Consider the following 16,061-nt stretch of genomic DNA (forward strand, 5'->3'; position numbering starts at 1 on the left):
CACCGGCTCGACAAGATGACCTCCGGCCTGGTGCTGCTGGCCCGCACCACAGAGGCGAACCGTGAGCTGAGCATGGCTTTTGCGGCCCGCGAGGTGAGCAAGCAGTATCTGGCGCTCTCCGATCGCAAACCCAAGAAGAAGCAGGGTTGGGTGAAGGGGGATATGCAAAAGGGGCGCGGCGGCAGCTGGATGCTGGCGCGCACGCTGGATAATCCTGCTATCAGCTGGTTTGATTCGGTGCCGGTGCGCGAGGGGCTGCGGCTCTATCGCATCAAACCGCAGACCGGCAAGACCCACCAAATCCGGGTTGCCCTCAAAAGTATCGGCGCCCCCATTCTCGGGGATGAGCGCTATGGCGGCACGCCAGCCGATCGCGGCTATCTGCATGCCTGGCGATTGAGTTTTACCCTGGCGGGCGAGCCGTTCGACTTTGTATGTCCGCCCGATGTGGGGAGTGAATTTGTCACTCCCGAGCTCACGGCAGCCATCGCTGCCCTTGCGCCCTGATGCTTATGCGCCCAGCGTCTGACACCATTATCCATTCAGCGATAGATCGTGATCCTGACGGGGGCACTCCGCGCTGGATCCTGGCCGACTTTGACGACACCCTGGCCCCCGGCGACAGCCACGCCGGTCTGCTGTGCTATATCCTGCGCCGTCGGATCTGGCCGCTGCTGCTGTTGCCAGTGATTGCGCTGGGTGGGTTGGTCTATTTGCTGCCAAGTCAGCGGCGGCGCGGTATCTCCCTGATCTGGTGGGCCATCACGCTTTGGCTCTCTCCCCTCGGCTGGCGCAAGCTGGTGCGCGCCTATTGCCGCACCAGGCCGGGGCTGTATCGTCAGGCTCGCGAATTGCTGCAAAGCGAGGGGGCGCGCTGCTGGGTGATCTCCGCCAGCCCCTGCGCGCTGGTGCGGGCCCAGCTCTATCAGCAACTGCCCGGCCAGTTGCCCCACCGGATCATTGGCTCGCAGATGCACTACCGTTTTGGCGGCCTGATGCCCCGCTTCTATTGCCACGGCCAGCACAAGCTGTTGCCAGAGATTTGCGCCCTCGATGCCGAGCTGGCCTTGAGCGACAGCCTGCACGATCTGCCGCTGCTGGAGTTGGGGAAAGAGGCGTGGTTGATCAATCCGACGCCTGTGCGACTGCAAAAGGCCCGGGCCTGCTTGCCCCATCTGATGGTCAAAAACTGGCAACTGTAATGCAAAGCTGACAGCCATACTGGTCGTCACCGTTTGATCCGCAGGGCTGCGGCTTGAATGTCACAATTCATTTACATCTTTTGCTGCCAGCTGCGAAAAACTATCTGCAACCCGCCTCTTCTCTTCCTGCTACACCCTGCCTCTAATGAAACAAGTTGTTAACACTTGCTGCGCCGCTGCGTGCCGCAATCCGTTTTAACCGAATCAAGAGCAAGGAGCGCCCGATGAATGCCACCTCTTCCGCCACCCATACCATCAATCCGTTAGGCACAGACGGTTTCGAGTTTGTCGAGTACACAGCCCCCGATGCCAAGGGGATTGCCGCCCTCAAGAGCCTGTTTGTTTCGCTCGGGTTTGCCGAGGTCGCCAAGCACAAACACAAGCAGTGCTGGCTCTACCGGCAGGGGGATATCAACTTCGTGGTCAATGCTGAGCCTCACTCCCAGGCGGAGCAGTTTGCCAGCCTGCACGGGCCGAGCGTTTGCGGCATGGCATTTCGGGTGAGCGATGCGGGCAAAGCCCAGCAGTACGCCATCGCCAAGGGGGCCAAGCCCTTTGTTGGCAAAATTGGCCCCATGGAACTCAATATTCCCGCCATCTACGGTATCGGCGAGAGCACGCTCTCCTTTGTCGACCGTTATGGCGACAAGGGCTCCATCTATGACGTGGATTTTGTCTTCTACCCCGACTGGCAGTCCCGTATGGCAGAGGTAGATGCCGGTCTTATGGAGATCGATCACCTGACCCATAACGTGCATCGCGGCAATATGGATGTCTGGTCCAACTTCTATGAGCGGATCGGCAACTTCCGCGAAATTCGCTACTTCGATATCGAGGGCAAGCTGACCGGGCTGCATTCACGCGCCATGACCGCCCCCTGCGGCAAGATCCGCATCCCCATCAACGAGTCGGCGGATGACAAGTCCCAGATTGAGGAGTACCTGCGTCAGTACAAGGGGGAGGGGATCCAGCACATCGCCATGGCCTCCAGCGATATCTACCACACCATCCGTACCCTGCGCAGTCGCGGTACCGGCTTTATGCCGACGCCCGATACCTACTACGAGAAGGTGAACAGCCGGGTCGAGGGGCATCAGGAGGATCTGGCGGCCCTCAAAGAGCTGCGCATCCTCATCGACGGCTCCCCCACCAAGGATGGCATCCTGCTGCAGATCTTTACCGACACCGTGATAGGCCCGGTCTTCTTCGAGATTATCCAGCGCAAGGGCAACGAAGGGTTTGGCGAGGGCAATTTCAAGGCACTGTTTGAATCGATCGAGCTGGACCAGATCCGCCGTGGCGTGCTGGATGGCGGTGAGGATGAGAAGGGTGCCCGCAAAGAGGGAGCGAGCAATGCGTAACTGGATTAACTTCCCCCATCGGGAGGGGACCCACTCCCGACAGGCCCATGCCGACCTGCCGGAACAGGCCATCTATGAGCGCGAGCTGGGGCGCAGCGGCTTTTTTGGCCCCGCTACCCACATGCACCACAAGCATGCCCCCACCGACTGGAGCAGTTGGGAGGGGCCGCTGCGGCCACGGTTGTTTGACCTTAATGCCCTGCAAGAGGAGGTGAGTTCCCTCTCCCCTTGGGTGGCTCCCGACATTCTCAGCAACCCCCACTGCCGCTATCGCATCTGGCGGCTCTCCGAGGCGATGCCGTTTCTGGTGCGCAACGCCGACGGTGACGAGCTGCTCTTTATCCACGAGGGGGGCGGCGAGTTCTTCTGCGACTACGGCCACCTTACTCTGCGCGATGGCGACTACGTGGTGATCCCCCGCGGCACCATGTGGCGCATCGAGCCGACGGCGCCCCTGTTTATCCTGATGATCGAGGCGACCAACGACAGCTACCAGCTGCCGGACAAGGGGCTGGTGGGTAATCACGCCATCTTCGACCCGACGGCGCTCGATGTGCCCGCCATCAATGAGCACTTTTTAGCCCAGCAGGATGAGAATCCCTGGTCGCTGCAGGTGAAGCGCCACGATCAGGTATCGGTCATCACCTGGCCGTTCAACCCGCTGGATGCGCAGGGGTGGCACGGGGATTTGTGCGTGGTGCGCCTCAACTGGCGGGATATTCGCCCGCTGATGAGCCACCGCTACCATCTGCCGCCGTCGGCCCATTCGACCTTTGTGGCGAGCCGCTTCGTGATTTGTACCTTTGTGCCGCGCCCCATCGAGAGCGATCCCGGCGCCCTCAAGGTGCCCTTCTATCACAGCAATGACGATTATGATGAGGTGCTCTTTTACCACGCCGGGGACTTCTTCAGCCGGGACAATATCGAGCGGGGCATGGTCACCTTCCATCCCGCCGGTTTCACCCACGGCCCCCATCCCAAGGCGTTTGCGGCAGGGCAGGCCTATGCCAAGAAGTTCACCGACGAGGTGGCGGTGATGCTCGATACCCGCGATGCGCTGAACGTTGGCAGTCTGTGCGAAGGGATCGAGAACACCCGGTATGTCTCCAGCTGGCAGCGCCCGGACGCTGCTGCCGGCAAATAAGGAATCGCTTATGAAATTGGCAACATTGAACAATGGCAAGCGCGATGGCGCTTTGGTGGTGGTGAGCCGGGATCTGACCCGGGCTGTACGGGTGAGCGAGATTGCTCCCACCCTGCAGGCCGCTCTCGACGAGTGGGCCGAGGTTGCCCCCAGGCTGGAGGCTGTCTATCAGCAGCTTAACGAAGTCCGTGCGGCCGAGGCGTTCCCCTTTGACGAAGCGTCTTGCCTCTCTCCGCTGCCGCGCGCCTATCAGTGGGCCGATGGCAGCGCCTACGTCAACCATGTGGAGCTGGTGCGCAAGGCGCGCGGCGCCGAGATGCCGGAGAGCTTCTGGCACGATCCGTTGATGTATCAGGGGGGCTCCGACAGTTTTCTCGCCCCCCGTGGCCCCATCGTGATGGGTTCGGAAGAGTGGGGGATCGATTTCGAGTCGGAAGTCGCCATCATCACCGACGACGTGCCGATGGGGGTGAGCCCGCAGGGGGCCGCCAGTCACGTCAAGCTGCTGATGCTGGTCAACGATGTGAGCCTGCGCAACCTCATTCCGGGGGAGCTGGCCAAGGGCTTTGGCTTCTTTCAGTCCAAGCCGTCTAGCGCCTTCTCGCCGGTGGCCATCACCCCGGACGAGCTCGGCGATGACTGGCGCGATGGCAAGGTGCTGCTGCCCCTGCACACCCATCTGAATGGTGCCCTGTTTGGCGCACCTGATGCCGGGGTGGACATGACCTTCAGCTTCTTCGATCTGATTGCCCATGCCGCCAAGACCCGTCCCCTTGGCGCTGGCTGCATCATCGGCTCGGGCACCGTCTCCAACTACGATCGCAGCGCCGGTTCATCCTGCATCGCCGAGCGCCGCATGCTGGAAATTCTTGATTGTGATCAAGCTATAACCCCCTATTTGCAGTTTGGTGATAGAGTGTCGATCGCGATGGAAGATCGCTCTGGCCAAAACCTGTTTGGCACCATCTCTCAACAGGTGGTGCCAGCGAGCGGTCAGGGAGGTTGATGGCCAGCGCCGGTTGGCGGCAAGGATTTTCGGGATATGTCCGGATCACGACGAACCCTCAACCGGTGCCGGATACACAAGGAGGCAGGTGGTGAGCACCTGCCGGGCTTCGGGCCCAGATAAGATGCAGGGACAGATTATGTTGCAGTTGTTTGGCTATTGGCGTTCGTCGGCAAGTTTTCGGGTGCGGATCGTGTTGCAGCTCAAGGGGCTCGCCTATGAGCAGCACCCCATCAATTTGCGGCAAGGCGAGCAGAGCGAGAAGGCTTATCGCCGGATCAACCCGCAAGGGCTGGTGCCGTTTCTGGTGGATAGCGATGTGCAGATCGGTCAGTCGGTCGCCATCATGGAGTACCTTGACGAGACCTATCCAGCCTACTCACTGATGCCCTCTTCCCCCGACGCGCGGGCCCGGGTGCGCCAGATCGTCAACATGATCGCCTGCGATATCCACCCGCTCAACAATCTGCGGGTGCTCAACTATCTGGAAGAACACTTCAGGGCCAACAACGAGCAGGAGGCTCGCTGGTATCGCCACTGGATTGACGAGACCTTCACCGCCCTCGAACAGCTGTTGATGACCACCGCCGGTGTCTACTGCGTCGGCAACGAAGTAACCCTGGCCGACTGCATGCTGGTGCCCCAGGTCTACAACGCTCGTCGCTACGACATGACCCTGGACGATTACCCCACTATCCGCCGCATCGTCGCCAACTGCGAACAGTTGCAAGCCTTTATCAAGGCGGCCCCGGCCAACCAGCCGGACGCGCAGTGACCTACTGACTTGAATCGCGGGATGGCGTCAACACGCCATTCATAAACAAGGGCCCCACTGTGTGGGGCCCTTGTTTGTTAACGGCACTCCAGTTTGCTGGCGTGCCTCTTTCTGTTCAGAGGGGATCAGGCTCCCTGCTCCGGGCGGGCGTCCGGGATCAGCGGATCGGCTTTGCGGCGGCGCAGCAGGCGTACCAGCGGGGGCAGGGTGATCACTGCAATGGCCAGTACCAGCAGGGTCTGGCTGATGCCGCTGCTCCACAGGATGGCGGTGTCGCCATTGCTGATGGAGAGGGCGCGGCGCAGGTTCTGCTCCAGCATTTCACCCAGCACGAAGCCCAGAATGAGCGGTGACATGGGGAAGTGCATCTTGCGCAGCAGGTAGCCAAAGACCCCGAGGGCCACCATCAGCAGCAGATCGAAGGTAGTGCTGTGCACCGCATAGACTCCCACCGCCGAGACGCTGGCGATGGCGGGTACCAGAAACCAGAGCGGGATGGAGAGCATGCGGGTAAAGAGCCCCACCATGGGGATGTTCATCACCAGCAGCATGACGTTGGCCAGCAAGAGGGCGGCGATCAGTCCCCACACTACATCGGGCTGTTCGGTGAACATGGTGGGGCCCGGAGTGATGTTGTAGAGGGTCAGTGCCCCCATCATCACCGCCGTGGTGCCCGACCCCGGCACTCCCAGTGTCAGCATGGGGATAAAGGAGCCGCAGGCTGAGGCGTTGTTGGCCGCCTCCGGCGCGGCCACGCCGCGAATGTCCCCTTCGCCGAATTTGGCATTGGGCCCCGCCAGTCGCTTCTCGGTCATGTAGGTGATGGCACTGGCGATGGTGGCACCGGCACCGGGCAGAATGCCGACGAAGAAGCCGATGGTGGAGGAGCGCAACATGGTGCCGGTGCAATGGACCAGCTCTTTGAAGTTGAACAGCATCCGCCCGGTGGTGCGCACCAGCTTGCCGCCACCGCTGGTGTGTTCCAGCATCAGCAGGATTTCGCTCACCGAGAAGAGGCCAATCACCACCACGATAAACTGCACCCCGTCCGAGAGGTGAACGCTGTCGAAGGTGAAGCGATAGACGCCGGTATTGGCATCCACTCCAACGGTGGCGAGCCCGAGCCCAATCAGCGCCGCCATAAAGGATTTGAGCGGGTTCTGGCTCATCATGCTGCCGAGGCAGGCGATGGCGAACACCATCAGGGCGAAATACTCCGCCGGGCCGAAGGCCAGTGACCAGCGCGCCAGCGCCGGAGCGAACAGGATGATGCCGCCGATGGCGAGCATGGAGCCGACAAAGGAGCTGACCGCCGAGATGGAGAGGGCCACTCCCGCCTTGCCCTGCTGGGCCATGGGGTAGCCATCCAGCGCGGTCATGATGGCAGCGGCATCCCCCGGCACGTTGAGCAGGATCGAGGAGATCCGCCCGCCATACTCACAACCGATATAGACGGTGGCGAGCAGAATGAGCGCCGATTCGGGGGGCAGTTTCAGGGCAAAAGCCAGCGGCAACAGGATGGCGACCCCGTTGATGGGGCCAAGGCCCGGCAGCAGGCCGACTACGGTGCCGACAAAGCAGCCGATCAGGGCAATCACCAGATTCTCCGGGGTGAGTGCCACCGCAAAGCCCTGGGATAGGTACATCCAGGTATCCATATTGACTCCTTAAGAGAACCAGACGCCGAGGGGCAGGGTGACATCCAGCAGCCGGTCGAAGGCGAGATAGAGCACCAGACCGCCGACGACGCCGGAGAGCAGGGCGGCTTTGGCAGAGGCGCCAAACAGGCGCCCCAGCACAAAGGTGAGCAGGGTGGTGGCCAGCGGAAAGCCCAGCCACTCGAAGCTGGCACCATACCCAGCCAGCGCCACCACCATGATGGCGAGGTGGCGCAGGGTACGCAGCGGCGGCCAGCTGACGGTGTCCGGCTGGCGGCGCAGCAGCAACAGGGCGCAGAGCGCCATCAGGCCAATGATGCCGAGCGGGAAGGGGCGTGGCCCCAGCGGCTCATAGCTGTATTCGCTCTGGATCTGCCAGGCGATGGCGGCACCCGCCAGACAGAGCAGCAGCCAGATGGCGGCGAAGATGCGATCGCTCATGGCTGCGGCTCCTATTTGGCCAGACCGAAGGCTTTGGCCTGTTCGCGATATTGCGCCACCTGCTCCTTGACGTAGCTGTCGAGGGCCTCGCCGGTGAGGTCAAACTCGAACAGGCCGCGCAGATCCCGCTGCGCCTTGAAGGTGTCGGTCTTCACCAACTGATCGAAGGTCTGCTTCCACCACTGGTATTCGCTGTCGCTTACCTTGGGGCCGACATAGAAGCCGCGGATCACCGGCCACACCAGGTCATAACCCTGCTCCTTGGCGGTGGGGATGGTGGCCAGCTTGCCGGGCAGCCGCTCGGCAGAGAACACCGCCAGCACCCGCAGCTTGTCGCCGCCGATATAGGGCACCATCTCGCTCAAATCGCCGGAGACCGCCTGCACATGGTTGCCAAGCAGCGCGGTGACCGGCTCGCCGCCCCCTTCAAAGGCGACGTAGCGCATCTTGTGCGGATCAACGCCCGCCTGTTTGGCCAGCAGCGCCGTCTTCATCCAGTCCTGACTGCCGATGGAGGCGCCTGCCCCGATCACCACGCTGTTGGGATCGCGCTCCATGGCGCTCACCAGCTCCTTGAGGTTCTGATAGGGGGCATCGTGGCGCACCGCGATCATGCCGTAATCGGTCCCCACCGCCGCCAGCCAGCGCACATCGTCCACCCCGTAGCGGCCAAATTTACCCTGTGAGAGGTTGAGCAGGGAGCCGCCGGAGAAGGCGACCACGGTCCCCGCCTCGGCAGGGCGCTGGGCCACGATGGCGTTGTAGGCCACGGCGCCGACCCCGCCCGGCATATAGGTGACCCGCATCGGCTTGTCGATGGTGCCGGTCTCCTGCAGGCTCACCTGCAGCAGCTTGCAGGTGAGATCGAAACCACCGCCCGGTTTGGCCGGTGCGATGCATTCGGTACGGCTCGGGGTCGTGGCACTTTCGGCCGCCTGCAGTGGCAGGGCACCGAGCAGGGTCAGCAGGGCGAGGGCATGACGTGTGCGTTGCTTCATGGTTGTGTGCTCCATCTTGTCGTTGTTTTTCCTGGGTGTGACTCCGTCGATAGACGAAGTGATGCGAAATTGTTAAAACAACAACCTTTCATTCACCTTTCAATCGCTGACCAAGAGCCGGGAGTGTGACCCTGATCGCACCTTCTCCCGCAATAGCAGTGACGAAGGGATGCAGTTGAAGCAGTGCGGCTGAATGCCGTGGTTAGGAACAAGGGGAGAGGGATGCGCTTGCTGTTGGCGGAAGATAATCACGAACTGGCCCACTGGCTGTCGCGGGCACTCACCAGCGCCGGTTTCGCGGTGGATTGGGTGGCTGACGGGGCTCAGGCTGACCACCTGCTGCGCCACGAACAGTACGCGCTGGCGGTGCTCGATATCGAGATGCCCAAGCTCGACGGGCTGGCGGTACTCGGCCGGTTGCGTAGTCGGGGGCAGGGGGTGCCGGTGCTGCTGCTCACCGCCCGCGGCGCGGTGGAGGAGCGGATCTGCGGTCTCAATGCCGGAGCCGATGACTATCTGGCCAAGCCGTTCGATCTGGGGGAGCTGGATGCCCGGTTGCGAGCCCTGCTGCGGCGCAGCGAAAGCGGTGGTGCCGAGCTGCGACTGGGGCACTTGACCCTGCACCCCGACGGCTATTTTCTGCTGGCCGATGCCCGCCTGGCCCTGACTCCGCGTGAGCAGGCGCTGCTGACAGCGCTGATGTACCGCCACGGGCGGCCGGTCGCCAAGGGGCAGCTGTTCGAGCAGGTGTTCAACCTCGATGACGAGGTAGGGCTCGACAGCATCGATCTCTATATCCACCGGCTGCGCAAAAAGCTGGTGGGCAGCGGGGTGGTGATCACCACACTGCGCGGTCTCGGCTATCTGCTGGAAGCGGCGCCGGAGGCCTCCCATTAGCCGCTCCCTGCTCCATCAACTGCTGCTGTTTCTGGGGGGCCCCTTGCTGATCCTCTGGGCCGCCTCGGCCTGGTACAGCTACTACGGCGCGTTGGCGGCGGCTACCTCGGCCTATGATCGTACCCTGCTCGCCTCGGCTCGCACCGTTGCCGAGCGGCTGACGGCAGCCGAAGGCAGCCTCAGGGTGGATGTGCCCTATGTGGTGCTCGACAGCTTCGAGCGCAACATGCGCGATCGCCTCTTCTATCAGGTGCGCGGCATCGACGATAGGGTCATCTCCGGCTTTGACGACTTGCCCCCCATGCCGGACGGCACGCCCCTGACCGACCGCTATCCGGCGCTCGCCTACTTCTACGACGGGCTCTATCAGGAGGCGCCAATCCGCGCCGTGATGCTGCTGCAACCGGTAGGTGAAGGGGGCGTCAACGGCATGGCCCGCATCACGGTGGCGGAAACTCTGCTCGGCCGCCAGCAACTGGCGGAGCAGCTGCTCTGGTCGGCCCTGTTGACCCAGGGGGCGCTGGTGGTGCTCACTCTGCTGCTCGCTTATCTGTTGCTCAAACGGCTGCTCACCCCGATGCGCCGTTTGTCGCGGGAGATCTTGCGCCGCGATGCCGCCAATCTTGCACCCTTGCCCGACTTGCTCCCCTGGCAGGAGACCCGGCCGCTGGTGCAGGCGTTCAATCGCCAGCTGGCCCGATTGCGCCAGCTGGTGGCCCGGCAGGAGCGCTTTAGCGCCGATGCCGCCCATCAGCTGCGCACCCCGCTCACCATTTTGAAAACCCAAGTTGAGGTGGCGCGCGGCAGTGGCGATCCGGCCCTGATGAGCGAAAGCCTCGATGCCATGGCCGTGCGGCTCGATCACACCATCGCCCTGACCGAACGGTTACTGTTGCTGGCCCGACTCAAATCGGACGAGTGCTCCGGGCTGCGCCAGCGTGAGCCCATGGAGTTGACGGCGCTGGTGCAGCAGGCCTGTCTGTCACGGTTGGCGCAGGCCCGCAGCAAGGGGATCGATCTCGGTTACGAAGGGGAGGAGTCCGCCATCATGGTGGCGGGGGAGCCGCTGCTGCTGGGGGAACTCTGTGCCAACCTGCTCGACAACGCCATCAAATACACCCCGCCCCACGGCACTGTGACGGCGCGGGTGGTGCGAAGCAACGGGCAGATCTGGCTGGAGGTGGAGGATAGCGGCCCCGGCATCGCCCCCGAGCTGGCGGAACGGGTCTGGCAGCCGTTCCAGCGCCTCGAGCAGGGGAGCGAACAGCCGGGAGCGGGGCTTGGTCTGGCGCTGGTGCGCGATATCGCCCACTACCACCACGGCGAAGTGGTGTTGCTGCCGGCCACCCAGCTGGGTGGCTTGCTGGTGAGGCTGATCTTGCCGCTGGCAACATCGTGAGGGCGATAAAAAAAGAGAGGGCACCTCTCGGTGCCCTGTTTATCTACACATAGATGGCGTTGGGGGTCAGCTGCGGATCTTGTTGAAGACAAACAGGACGATAAGGGCGCCCACGGTCGCCAGCGCGATGCTCGGGATATTGAAACCGGTCACCGAGCCCAGCCCCAGCAGGGTACCCACATAGCCGCCAACCATGGCGCCGACAATCCCCAGCAGGGCAGTCATGAAGAAACCACCACCGTCGCGGCCTGGCATGATCCACTTCACCAGAATACCCACCAACAGTCCCAATACGATCCAGGTGATAAAGCCCATGGATTAATCCTCTCTGTGTGTTTGAGCCCGCATTATAGGCAGGGATGCCGGGATGCGAAGGGCCGGATGGCGCTGGCCGGTCACAAGCTGTCGGACGGCGGCCTGCGCTGGTCGGGCTGCACAGTCCGGTTATGAGCGGTTGAAAGACGGTATGTGCGCTGCCAAACAGGGGCGGGGATGGCCCACGTAAAGGCCAAGATGAGAAAAGCCCCGCGAGCGGGGCCGGGTTTGTGACGGGGTTGTGCCCTCACTTCTTGAGGTGTTTTCTGATCGCCTTGCCTGAGGTGCCGACTGCCTTGACCGCCCGTTTCAGCTGGACCTCGGTGCACTCGAACATTTTGATCCACTGCTTCATCTCATAGGGATCGTTGACATTGATCTTCTTGGCATCGAACGGGTGAGCGACCGCATTGCTGTCAGGCATACAAACCTCAACTTGTTGAAATACTGGCGAGAAAGACGTTTCTGCCTGAGCGCCATCATCCTCTCAATTGGCAAGGGGCAAGGTGACGGGGTTCACACAACCCGGGGACTGAAGGAGGAGTGTAGGTTTGCTTTGCTGATCTGTGAGCGATCACCACTTATTCGCTCGCGCCTGATGAGCAGTGAACCGGATGGCGCGAACGATGGGAAGTGATGGGGGGCCGGCGCTTGGTGGTCAACCGGATTGGCAGGCTATCAAGCCTCTGCCAGCGCCCGCGTTTCCAGCCGCTGCTCGCCAGGGCGGCAGATCAGCACCGAGCCCTGCTCGAACCAGTCTCCCAGCACGATGCGGCGGGCGGGGTGGCCATCGAGGGTGAAGTCGTGGATGGCGGGTCTGTGGGTGTGGCCGTGGATCATCATCCGGCAGTCGTGGGCGCGCAGGGTGTCGTCCACCGCCGCGGGCGTCACATCCATGATGATCTGGCTCTTATGGGCATTCTCCATCTGGCTTTGGCCGCGCATCTTGCTGGCGATGGCCTGACGGCGGGCGAGCGGCAGGCGCAGGAACAGCCAGCGCAGCCATTTGAGTTGGGTGATGCGGCGAAACTTCTGATACCCCTCATCCAGGGTGCAGAGCAGATCGCCGTGGCTCAGCACTACCCGCTCCCCATAGAGGTCGATGACGCAAGGGTCCCCCAGCAATGTCATCCCAGCGCGCTTGGCAAACTGTTGTCCCAGCAGAAAGTCGCGGTTGCCGTGGATAAAGTAGATGGGCACGTTCTGCTGGCTCAGGGCCAAGAAGGCGTCGGCCATCTGTTGATGGAGCGGATTGGGGTCATCGTCGCCAATCCAGAATTCGAAGAGATCCCCCAGCACATAGAGGGCATCGGCGCCGGGGGCGTCGTGCTCGAGAAAGCGCACCAGTGCCGCGGTCATATCGGGCCGCTGGGCAGAGAGGTGAATGTCACTGATAAAGAGGGTGCTCATGATGTGGGGGTCGGGCTCTCGGTCGAAACAGGGCAAACAGGGGTGGCAGAGATAGTAGAAACAACGGGGGACGAACAGTGCGCTGCGGGCGCCATCGCGCCAGTTGCGGTATGGATATCGTCACGGGATGGCGGCTGCCATGACAGCTCGGCCAGATTTCGTTCCTCCAGCGTCAGCAGCGCTTCATAAGGATCGCCCGCCAGACCCAGCAACAGGCACATGGCCGCTTCCCCTTTCAATCCCTCTTCAAGGCGCAGGCGCAGCACTTCACGGTAGAAAGCATCGCCAAACCGCTCGAGCAGGGCCGCCATCAGGGTGAGGTGGCGCCAGCCATTCAGCGTCTCGATAGGGGCGGGGGTGACGTAGAGCTCCAGCGGCCAGCTGGCCTCGCTCTTGTCAGAACCGGTATCTGCACAGCTCTGGTCGAGGCAGGAAAAGGTGCGCTCCAGCAGCCAGATATTGCCGCCCTTGTCGCTCGCCTGCCAACCTTGAGCCTCGAACGTTGTGGCAAACGCCGCAGGATCGGGATGCTGGCAGAGAATATCGAGATCGCTGCCCGGCCGATCGAGGCCGATGGCCAGCGTGCTCACCAGCGCCATATCGGCGCACTGCGCTGCCAGCTCATCCCACACACCGGCGGTGAGCAGGGCATGGGCCGAGCGCTGGCGCGGGTTGCCGTGGGCCAGATAGTCGAGGCGGCGCCAGTTCGGACTGGCAGTGGGGGAGGCAGATGGAAAAACTGCGGCCGGGGCCGCAGTTTTGTCAGTGCCGAGTCGGCAGAGATCAGTCAGCAAGGGTCACCTTGGTGATCACCACGTCTTCTACCGGCACGTCCTGGTGGATGCGGCCGTAGTTACCGGTCTTGACGCCCTTGATCTTGTTGACCACGTCCATGCCGGCGGTCACTTCACCGAATACGCAGTAGCCAAAGCCCTGGGTGGTGGCGGATTTGAAGTCGAGGAAGTCGTTGTTGTTCACGTTGATGAAGAACTGGGCGCTGGCAGAGTGCGGCTCCATGGTGCGGGCCATGGCGATGGTGCCGATCTTGTTGGACAGACCATTGGCCGCTTCGTTCTTGATGGGAGCGCGAGTGTCTTTCTCTTCAAAGCCCGGGGCATAGCCGCCGCCCTGGATCATGAAGCCGTCGATGACGCGGTGGAAAATGGTGTTGTCGTAGTGACCGTCACGGCAGTATTGCAGGAAGTTGGCCACGGTTTCCGGGGCTTTTTCAGCGTTCAGGGTGAGGGTGATGTCGCCGTGATTGGTGTGCAGAGTGACCATGATATGTCCTTTCATTTGATGCGAGCGACGAAGTGCCCGCAGGTGTATGGCATAAAGTGGTGGCAATTCTAGCCCATCAGGGGCTGGCGGCATAGTCTCTCAGGCGCCGTAACCGTGCTGGCAGGCGGGATTGGCCACGTTTTCTGCCTCGTTTTCTGCCCCCGAACGGGGTATTATGACCAACCATTTTACTCACAGGCAGTGGTTAGAAGATGCTGAAGATATACAACACACTCACTCGTCAAAAAGAAGAATTCAAACCTATCCACCCGGGCAAGGTGGGCATGTATGTGTGTGGTGTCACCATCTACGATCACTGTCATATCGGCCACGGCCGCACCTTCGTCGCCTTTGATGTGGTGGCTCGCTACCTGCGTTACGCCGGTTACGACCTTACCTACGTGCGCAATATCACCGACGTGGATGACAAGATCATCAAGCGTGCCGCTGAAACCCGCGTCACCTGCGACGAGCTGACCGAGCGTCTGATTGGCGACATGCACGCCGACTTCGATGCCCTCGGCATGGTGCGTCCGGATATCGAACCGCGCGCTACCCAGCACATCGAAGAGATCATCGAGCTGGTGCAATCCCTGCTGGAAAAAGAGCACGCCTATGTGGCTGATAACGGCGATGTGATGTTTATCGTCGAATCCTATGCCGACTACGGCAAGCTCTCCGGTCAGGATCTGGAGCAGCTGCAAGCCGGTGCCCGCGTTGACGTGGTGGATGCCAAGCGCAACCCGCTCGACTTCGTGCTGTGGAAGATGTCGAAGCCCGGCGAGCCGACCTGGGAAAGCCCCTGGGGCCCGGGCCGTCCTGGCTGGCACATCGAGTGCTCCGCCATGAACTCCAAGCACCTTGGCAACCACTTCGACATCCACGGCGGCGGCTCCGATCTGCAGTTCCCGCACCACGAGAACGAGATCGCCCAGTCCTGCTGCGCCCACGGTGGCGACTACGTCAACACCTGGATGCACAGTGGCATGGTGATGGTGGATAAAGAGAAGATGTCCAAATCCCTTGGCAACTTCTTCACCATCCGCGACGTCCTGGCCCACTACGACGCCGAAACCGTCCGTTACTTCCTGATGTCTGGCCACTACCGCAGCCAGCTCAACTACTCGGAAGATAACCTCAAGCAAGCCCGCGCCGCGCTGGAGCGCATGTATACCGCCCTGCGCGATCTGCCGGTAGCCGCTGCTGCCGGTGGCGACGAGCAGGTGGCGCGCTTCAAGGAAGCGATGGACGATGACTTCAACACCCCGGAAGCCTACTCCGCCCTGTTCGATCTGGTGCGCGAGATCAACCGCCAGAAGGGTGAAGACATGGCCGTTGCCGCCGCGCTGGGCGCCCGTCTGCGCGAGCTGGGCGCCGTGCTCGGCATCCTGCAGCAAGACCCCGAGGCTTTCTTGAAGGGTGACGAAGCGGATGAAGAGGTTGCCGAAATCGAGCGCCTGATCGCCGAGCGCAATCAGGCCCGTGCCGACAAGAACTGGGCTGCTGCCGATGCCGCCCGCAACCGTCTCACCGAGATGGGGATCGTGCTGGAAGACAGCGCCGGCAAAACCAGCTGGCGCCGTGCGTAAGGACGGTTGGCCTTGTTGGCGTCTGGTGCCAACAGGTTGAGCCAATAAAAAACCGCAGCCCTTGGGCTGCGGTTTTTTTTGTGGTCTGCCGGAGGGCTGACACCTTCCCTCTCTCCTGATTGGCATGGCTTCGCCATGCAGGACGCGAGGGCGCTGACCTCGAAGAGGTTTCGCCGCCGCTACGCGGCTTGGCGAGTGACTTTGGAAAGACCCAAAGTCACCAAAGGTCTTCTCCCCCGGCAACCCGCCCGCTTCGCGGGTTCCCTCGTCTCGTCCAACGGGTCGGACGGAGCGCCGCAGACGGCACATCCATGTGCCGACTGCGGCTGCGCCATCATCCCTGATGGCGCTCCTGACCCGTTGAACTCGACTCGGCGGTTTGCAGGGGGAACCAATACCGTGCCCGCCCGTGGCTTTAGCGTGCATGTTGACCGCCTTTTCCGCTGAAAGGGGATAGCTGTACAAGAGTGGGGGGGAAATAGGGCTTTGGCTTGAGTTAAAAAGTGTCAGAGAAATAGAAATAAAAACCGCAGCTCAAGGCTGCGGTTTTGTGTGGTATGCAATGTAAAGGGGACTTTGTCCTAA

The 16,061-nt window shown here is 61.9% G+C and carries 17 protein-coding genes and 1 pseudogene; 10 read left to right on the plus strand and 8 right to left on the minus strand.

Going from position 1 to position 16,061, the window contains the following annotated elements:
- The 7 genes and pseudogenes from AACR14_RS03040 to maiA form a co-directional block, all read left to right on the plus strand.
- On the plus strand, positions 1–507 hold a 507-nt coding region (locus AACR14_RS03040; protein WP_019445068.1), incomplete at its 5' end, for a pseudouridine synthase.
- A complete protein-coding gene (locus AACR14_RS03045; protein ID WP_019445069.1) occupies positions 507–1,202 on the plus strand; it encodes a haloacid dehalogenase-like hydrolase in 696 nt (231 codons plus the stop codon). The genes AACR14_RS03040 and AACR14_RS03045, both read left to right, overlap by 1 nt.
- A 224-nt stretch (positions 1,203–1,426) precedes the next feature.
- Entirely contained in the window at positions 1,427–2,563 is a 1,137-nt protein-coding gene (hppD, locus tag AACR14_RS03050) for a 4-hydroxyphenylpyruvate dioxygenase (protein ID WP_019445070.1), read from the plus strand.
- On the plus strand, positions 2,556–3,707 hold the full coding sequence (locus AACR14_RS03055) for a homogentisate 1,2-dioxygenase (RefSeq protein ID WP_019445071.1): 1,152 nt from the start codon (positions 2,556–2,558) through the stop codon (positions 3,705–3,707). Before hppD ends, AACR14_RS03055 begins: the two co-directional genes overlap by 8 nt.
- A gap of 10 nt (positions 3,708–3,717) precedes the next feature.
- Positions 3,718–3,891, plus strand: a pseudogene (locus tag AACR14_RS16130) (fumarylacetoacetate hydrolase family protein); the annotation flags it as partial.
- Between the two features lie 108 nt (positions 3,892–3,999).
- Positions 4,000–4,713, plus strand: a complete 714-nt coding sequence (locus AACR14_RS03060; RefSeq protein WP_443110865.1) for a fumarylacetoacetate hydrolase family protein — start codon at positions 4,000–4,002, stop codon at positions 4,711–4,713.
- A gap of 139 nt (positions 4,714–4,852) precedes the next feature.
- Positions 4,853–5,488 (plus strand): maleylacetoacetate isomerase, encoded by a 636-nt coding sequence (gene maiA, locus AACR14_RS03065; protein ID WP_026034898.1) that lies wholly within the window; start codon positions 4,853–4,855, stop codon positions 5,486–5,488.
- A gap of 125 nt (positions 5,489–5,613) precedes the next feature.
- Here maiA and AACR14_RS03070 read toward each other — a convergent pair whose 3' ends face one another.
- From AACR14_RS03070 to AACR14_RS03080, 3 genes are read right to left on the minus strand one after another with little or no spacing between them, the layout of a single operon-like run.
- Positions 5,614–7,146 (minus strand): tripartite tricarboxylate transporter permease, encoded by a 1,533-nt coding sequence (locus tag AACR14_RS03070; RefSeq protein ID WP_019445074.1) that lies wholly within the window; start codon positions 7,144–7,146, stop codon positions 5,614–5,616.
- Between the two features lie 9 nt (positions 7,147–7,155).
- Positions 7,156–7,587 (minus strand): tripartite tricarboxylate transporter TctB family protein, encoded by a 432-nt coding sequence (locus AACR14_RS03075; RefSeq protein ID WP_005350923.1) that lies wholly within the window; start codon positions 7,585–7,587, stop codon positions 7,156–7,158.
- Between the two features lie 11 nt (positions 7,588–7,598).
- Positions 7,599–8,585 (minus strand): Bug family tripartite tricarboxylate transporter substrate binding protein, encoded by a 987-nt coding sequence (locus AACR14_RS03080; protein ID WP_005350924.1) that lies wholly within the window; start codon positions 8,583–8,585, stop codon positions 7,599–7,601.
- Positions 8,586–8,807: 222 nt separating this feature from the next.
- Between AACR14_RS03080 and tctD the strand changes: the two genes are divergently transcribed.
- Entirely contained in the window at positions 8,808–9,482 is a 675-nt protein-coding gene (tctD, locus tag AACR14_RS03085) for a transcriptional regulator TctD (protein ID WP_019445075.1), read from the plus strand.
- Positions 9,483–9,525: 43 nt separating this feature from the next.
- A complete protein-coding gene (locus tag AACR14_RS03090; RefSeq protein ID WP_019445076.1) occupies positions 9,526–10,881 on the plus strand; it encodes a sensor histidine kinase in 1,356 nt (451 codons plus the stop codon).
- Between the two features lie 66 nt (positions 10,882–10,947).
- Here AACR14_RS03090 and AACR14_RS03095 read toward each other — a convergent pair whose 3' ends face one another.
- From AACR14_RS03095 to AACR14_RS03115, 5 genes are all read right to left on the minus strand, one after another.
- A complete protein-coding gene (locus AACR14_RS03095; protein ID WP_019445077.1) occupies positions 10,948–11,196 on the minus strand; it encodes a GlsB/YeaQ/YmgE family stress response membrane protein in 249 nt (82 codons plus the stop codon).
- 247 nt (positions 11,197–11,443) lie between these two features.
- A complete protein-coding gene (locus AACR14_RS03100) occupies positions 11,444–11,620 on the minus strand; it encodes a DUF3606 domain-containing protein (protein WP_019445078.1) in 177 nt (58 codons plus the stop codon).
- A gap of 254 nt (positions 11,621–11,874) precedes the next feature.
- Positions 11,875–12,606 carry a UDP-2,3-diacylglucosamine diphosphatase gene (lpxH, locus tag AACR14_RS03105; RefSeq protein WP_019445079.1) on the minus strand — a complete coding sequence of 244 codons (732 nt, stop codon included), beginning with the start codon at positions 12,604–12,606 and terminating at the stop codon, positions 11,875–11,877.
- On the minus strand, positions 12,603–13,400 hold the full coding sequence (locus AACR14_RS03110) for a DUF4269 domain-containing protein (RefSeq protein WP_019445080.1): 798 nt from the start codon (positions 13,398–13,400) through the stop codon (positions 12,603–12,605). The genes lpxH and AACR14_RS03110 overlap by 4 nt, the downstream gene beginning before the upstream one ends.
- Positions 13,390–13,887, minus strand: coding sequence for a peptidylprolyl isomerase (locus AACR14_RS03115; RefSeq protein WP_005337417.1), 498 nt, complete (start codon positions 13,885–13,887; stop codon positions 13,390–13,392). The genes AACR14_RS03110 and AACR14_RS03115 overlap by 11 nt, the downstream gene beginning before the upstream one ends.
- Positions 13,888–14,099: 212 nt before the next feature.
- On the opposite strand from AACR14_RS03115, the gene cysS reads away from it, so the two are divergent.
- Complete coding sequence (gene cysS, locus AACR14_RS03120; RefSeq protein WP_019445081.1) at positions 14,100–15,476, plus strand: cysteine--tRNA ligase; 1,377 nt, start codon at positions 14,100–14,102, stop codon at positions 15,474–15,476.
- The last annotated feature ends 585 nt before the right edge of the window (positions 15,477–16,061 follow it).

This window comes from Aeromonas sp. 159 (assembly GCF_963862045.1).
Classification (GTDB): Bacteria; Pseudomonadota; Gammaproteobacteria; order Enterobacterales; family Aeromonadaceae; genus Aeromonas; species Aeromonas veronii.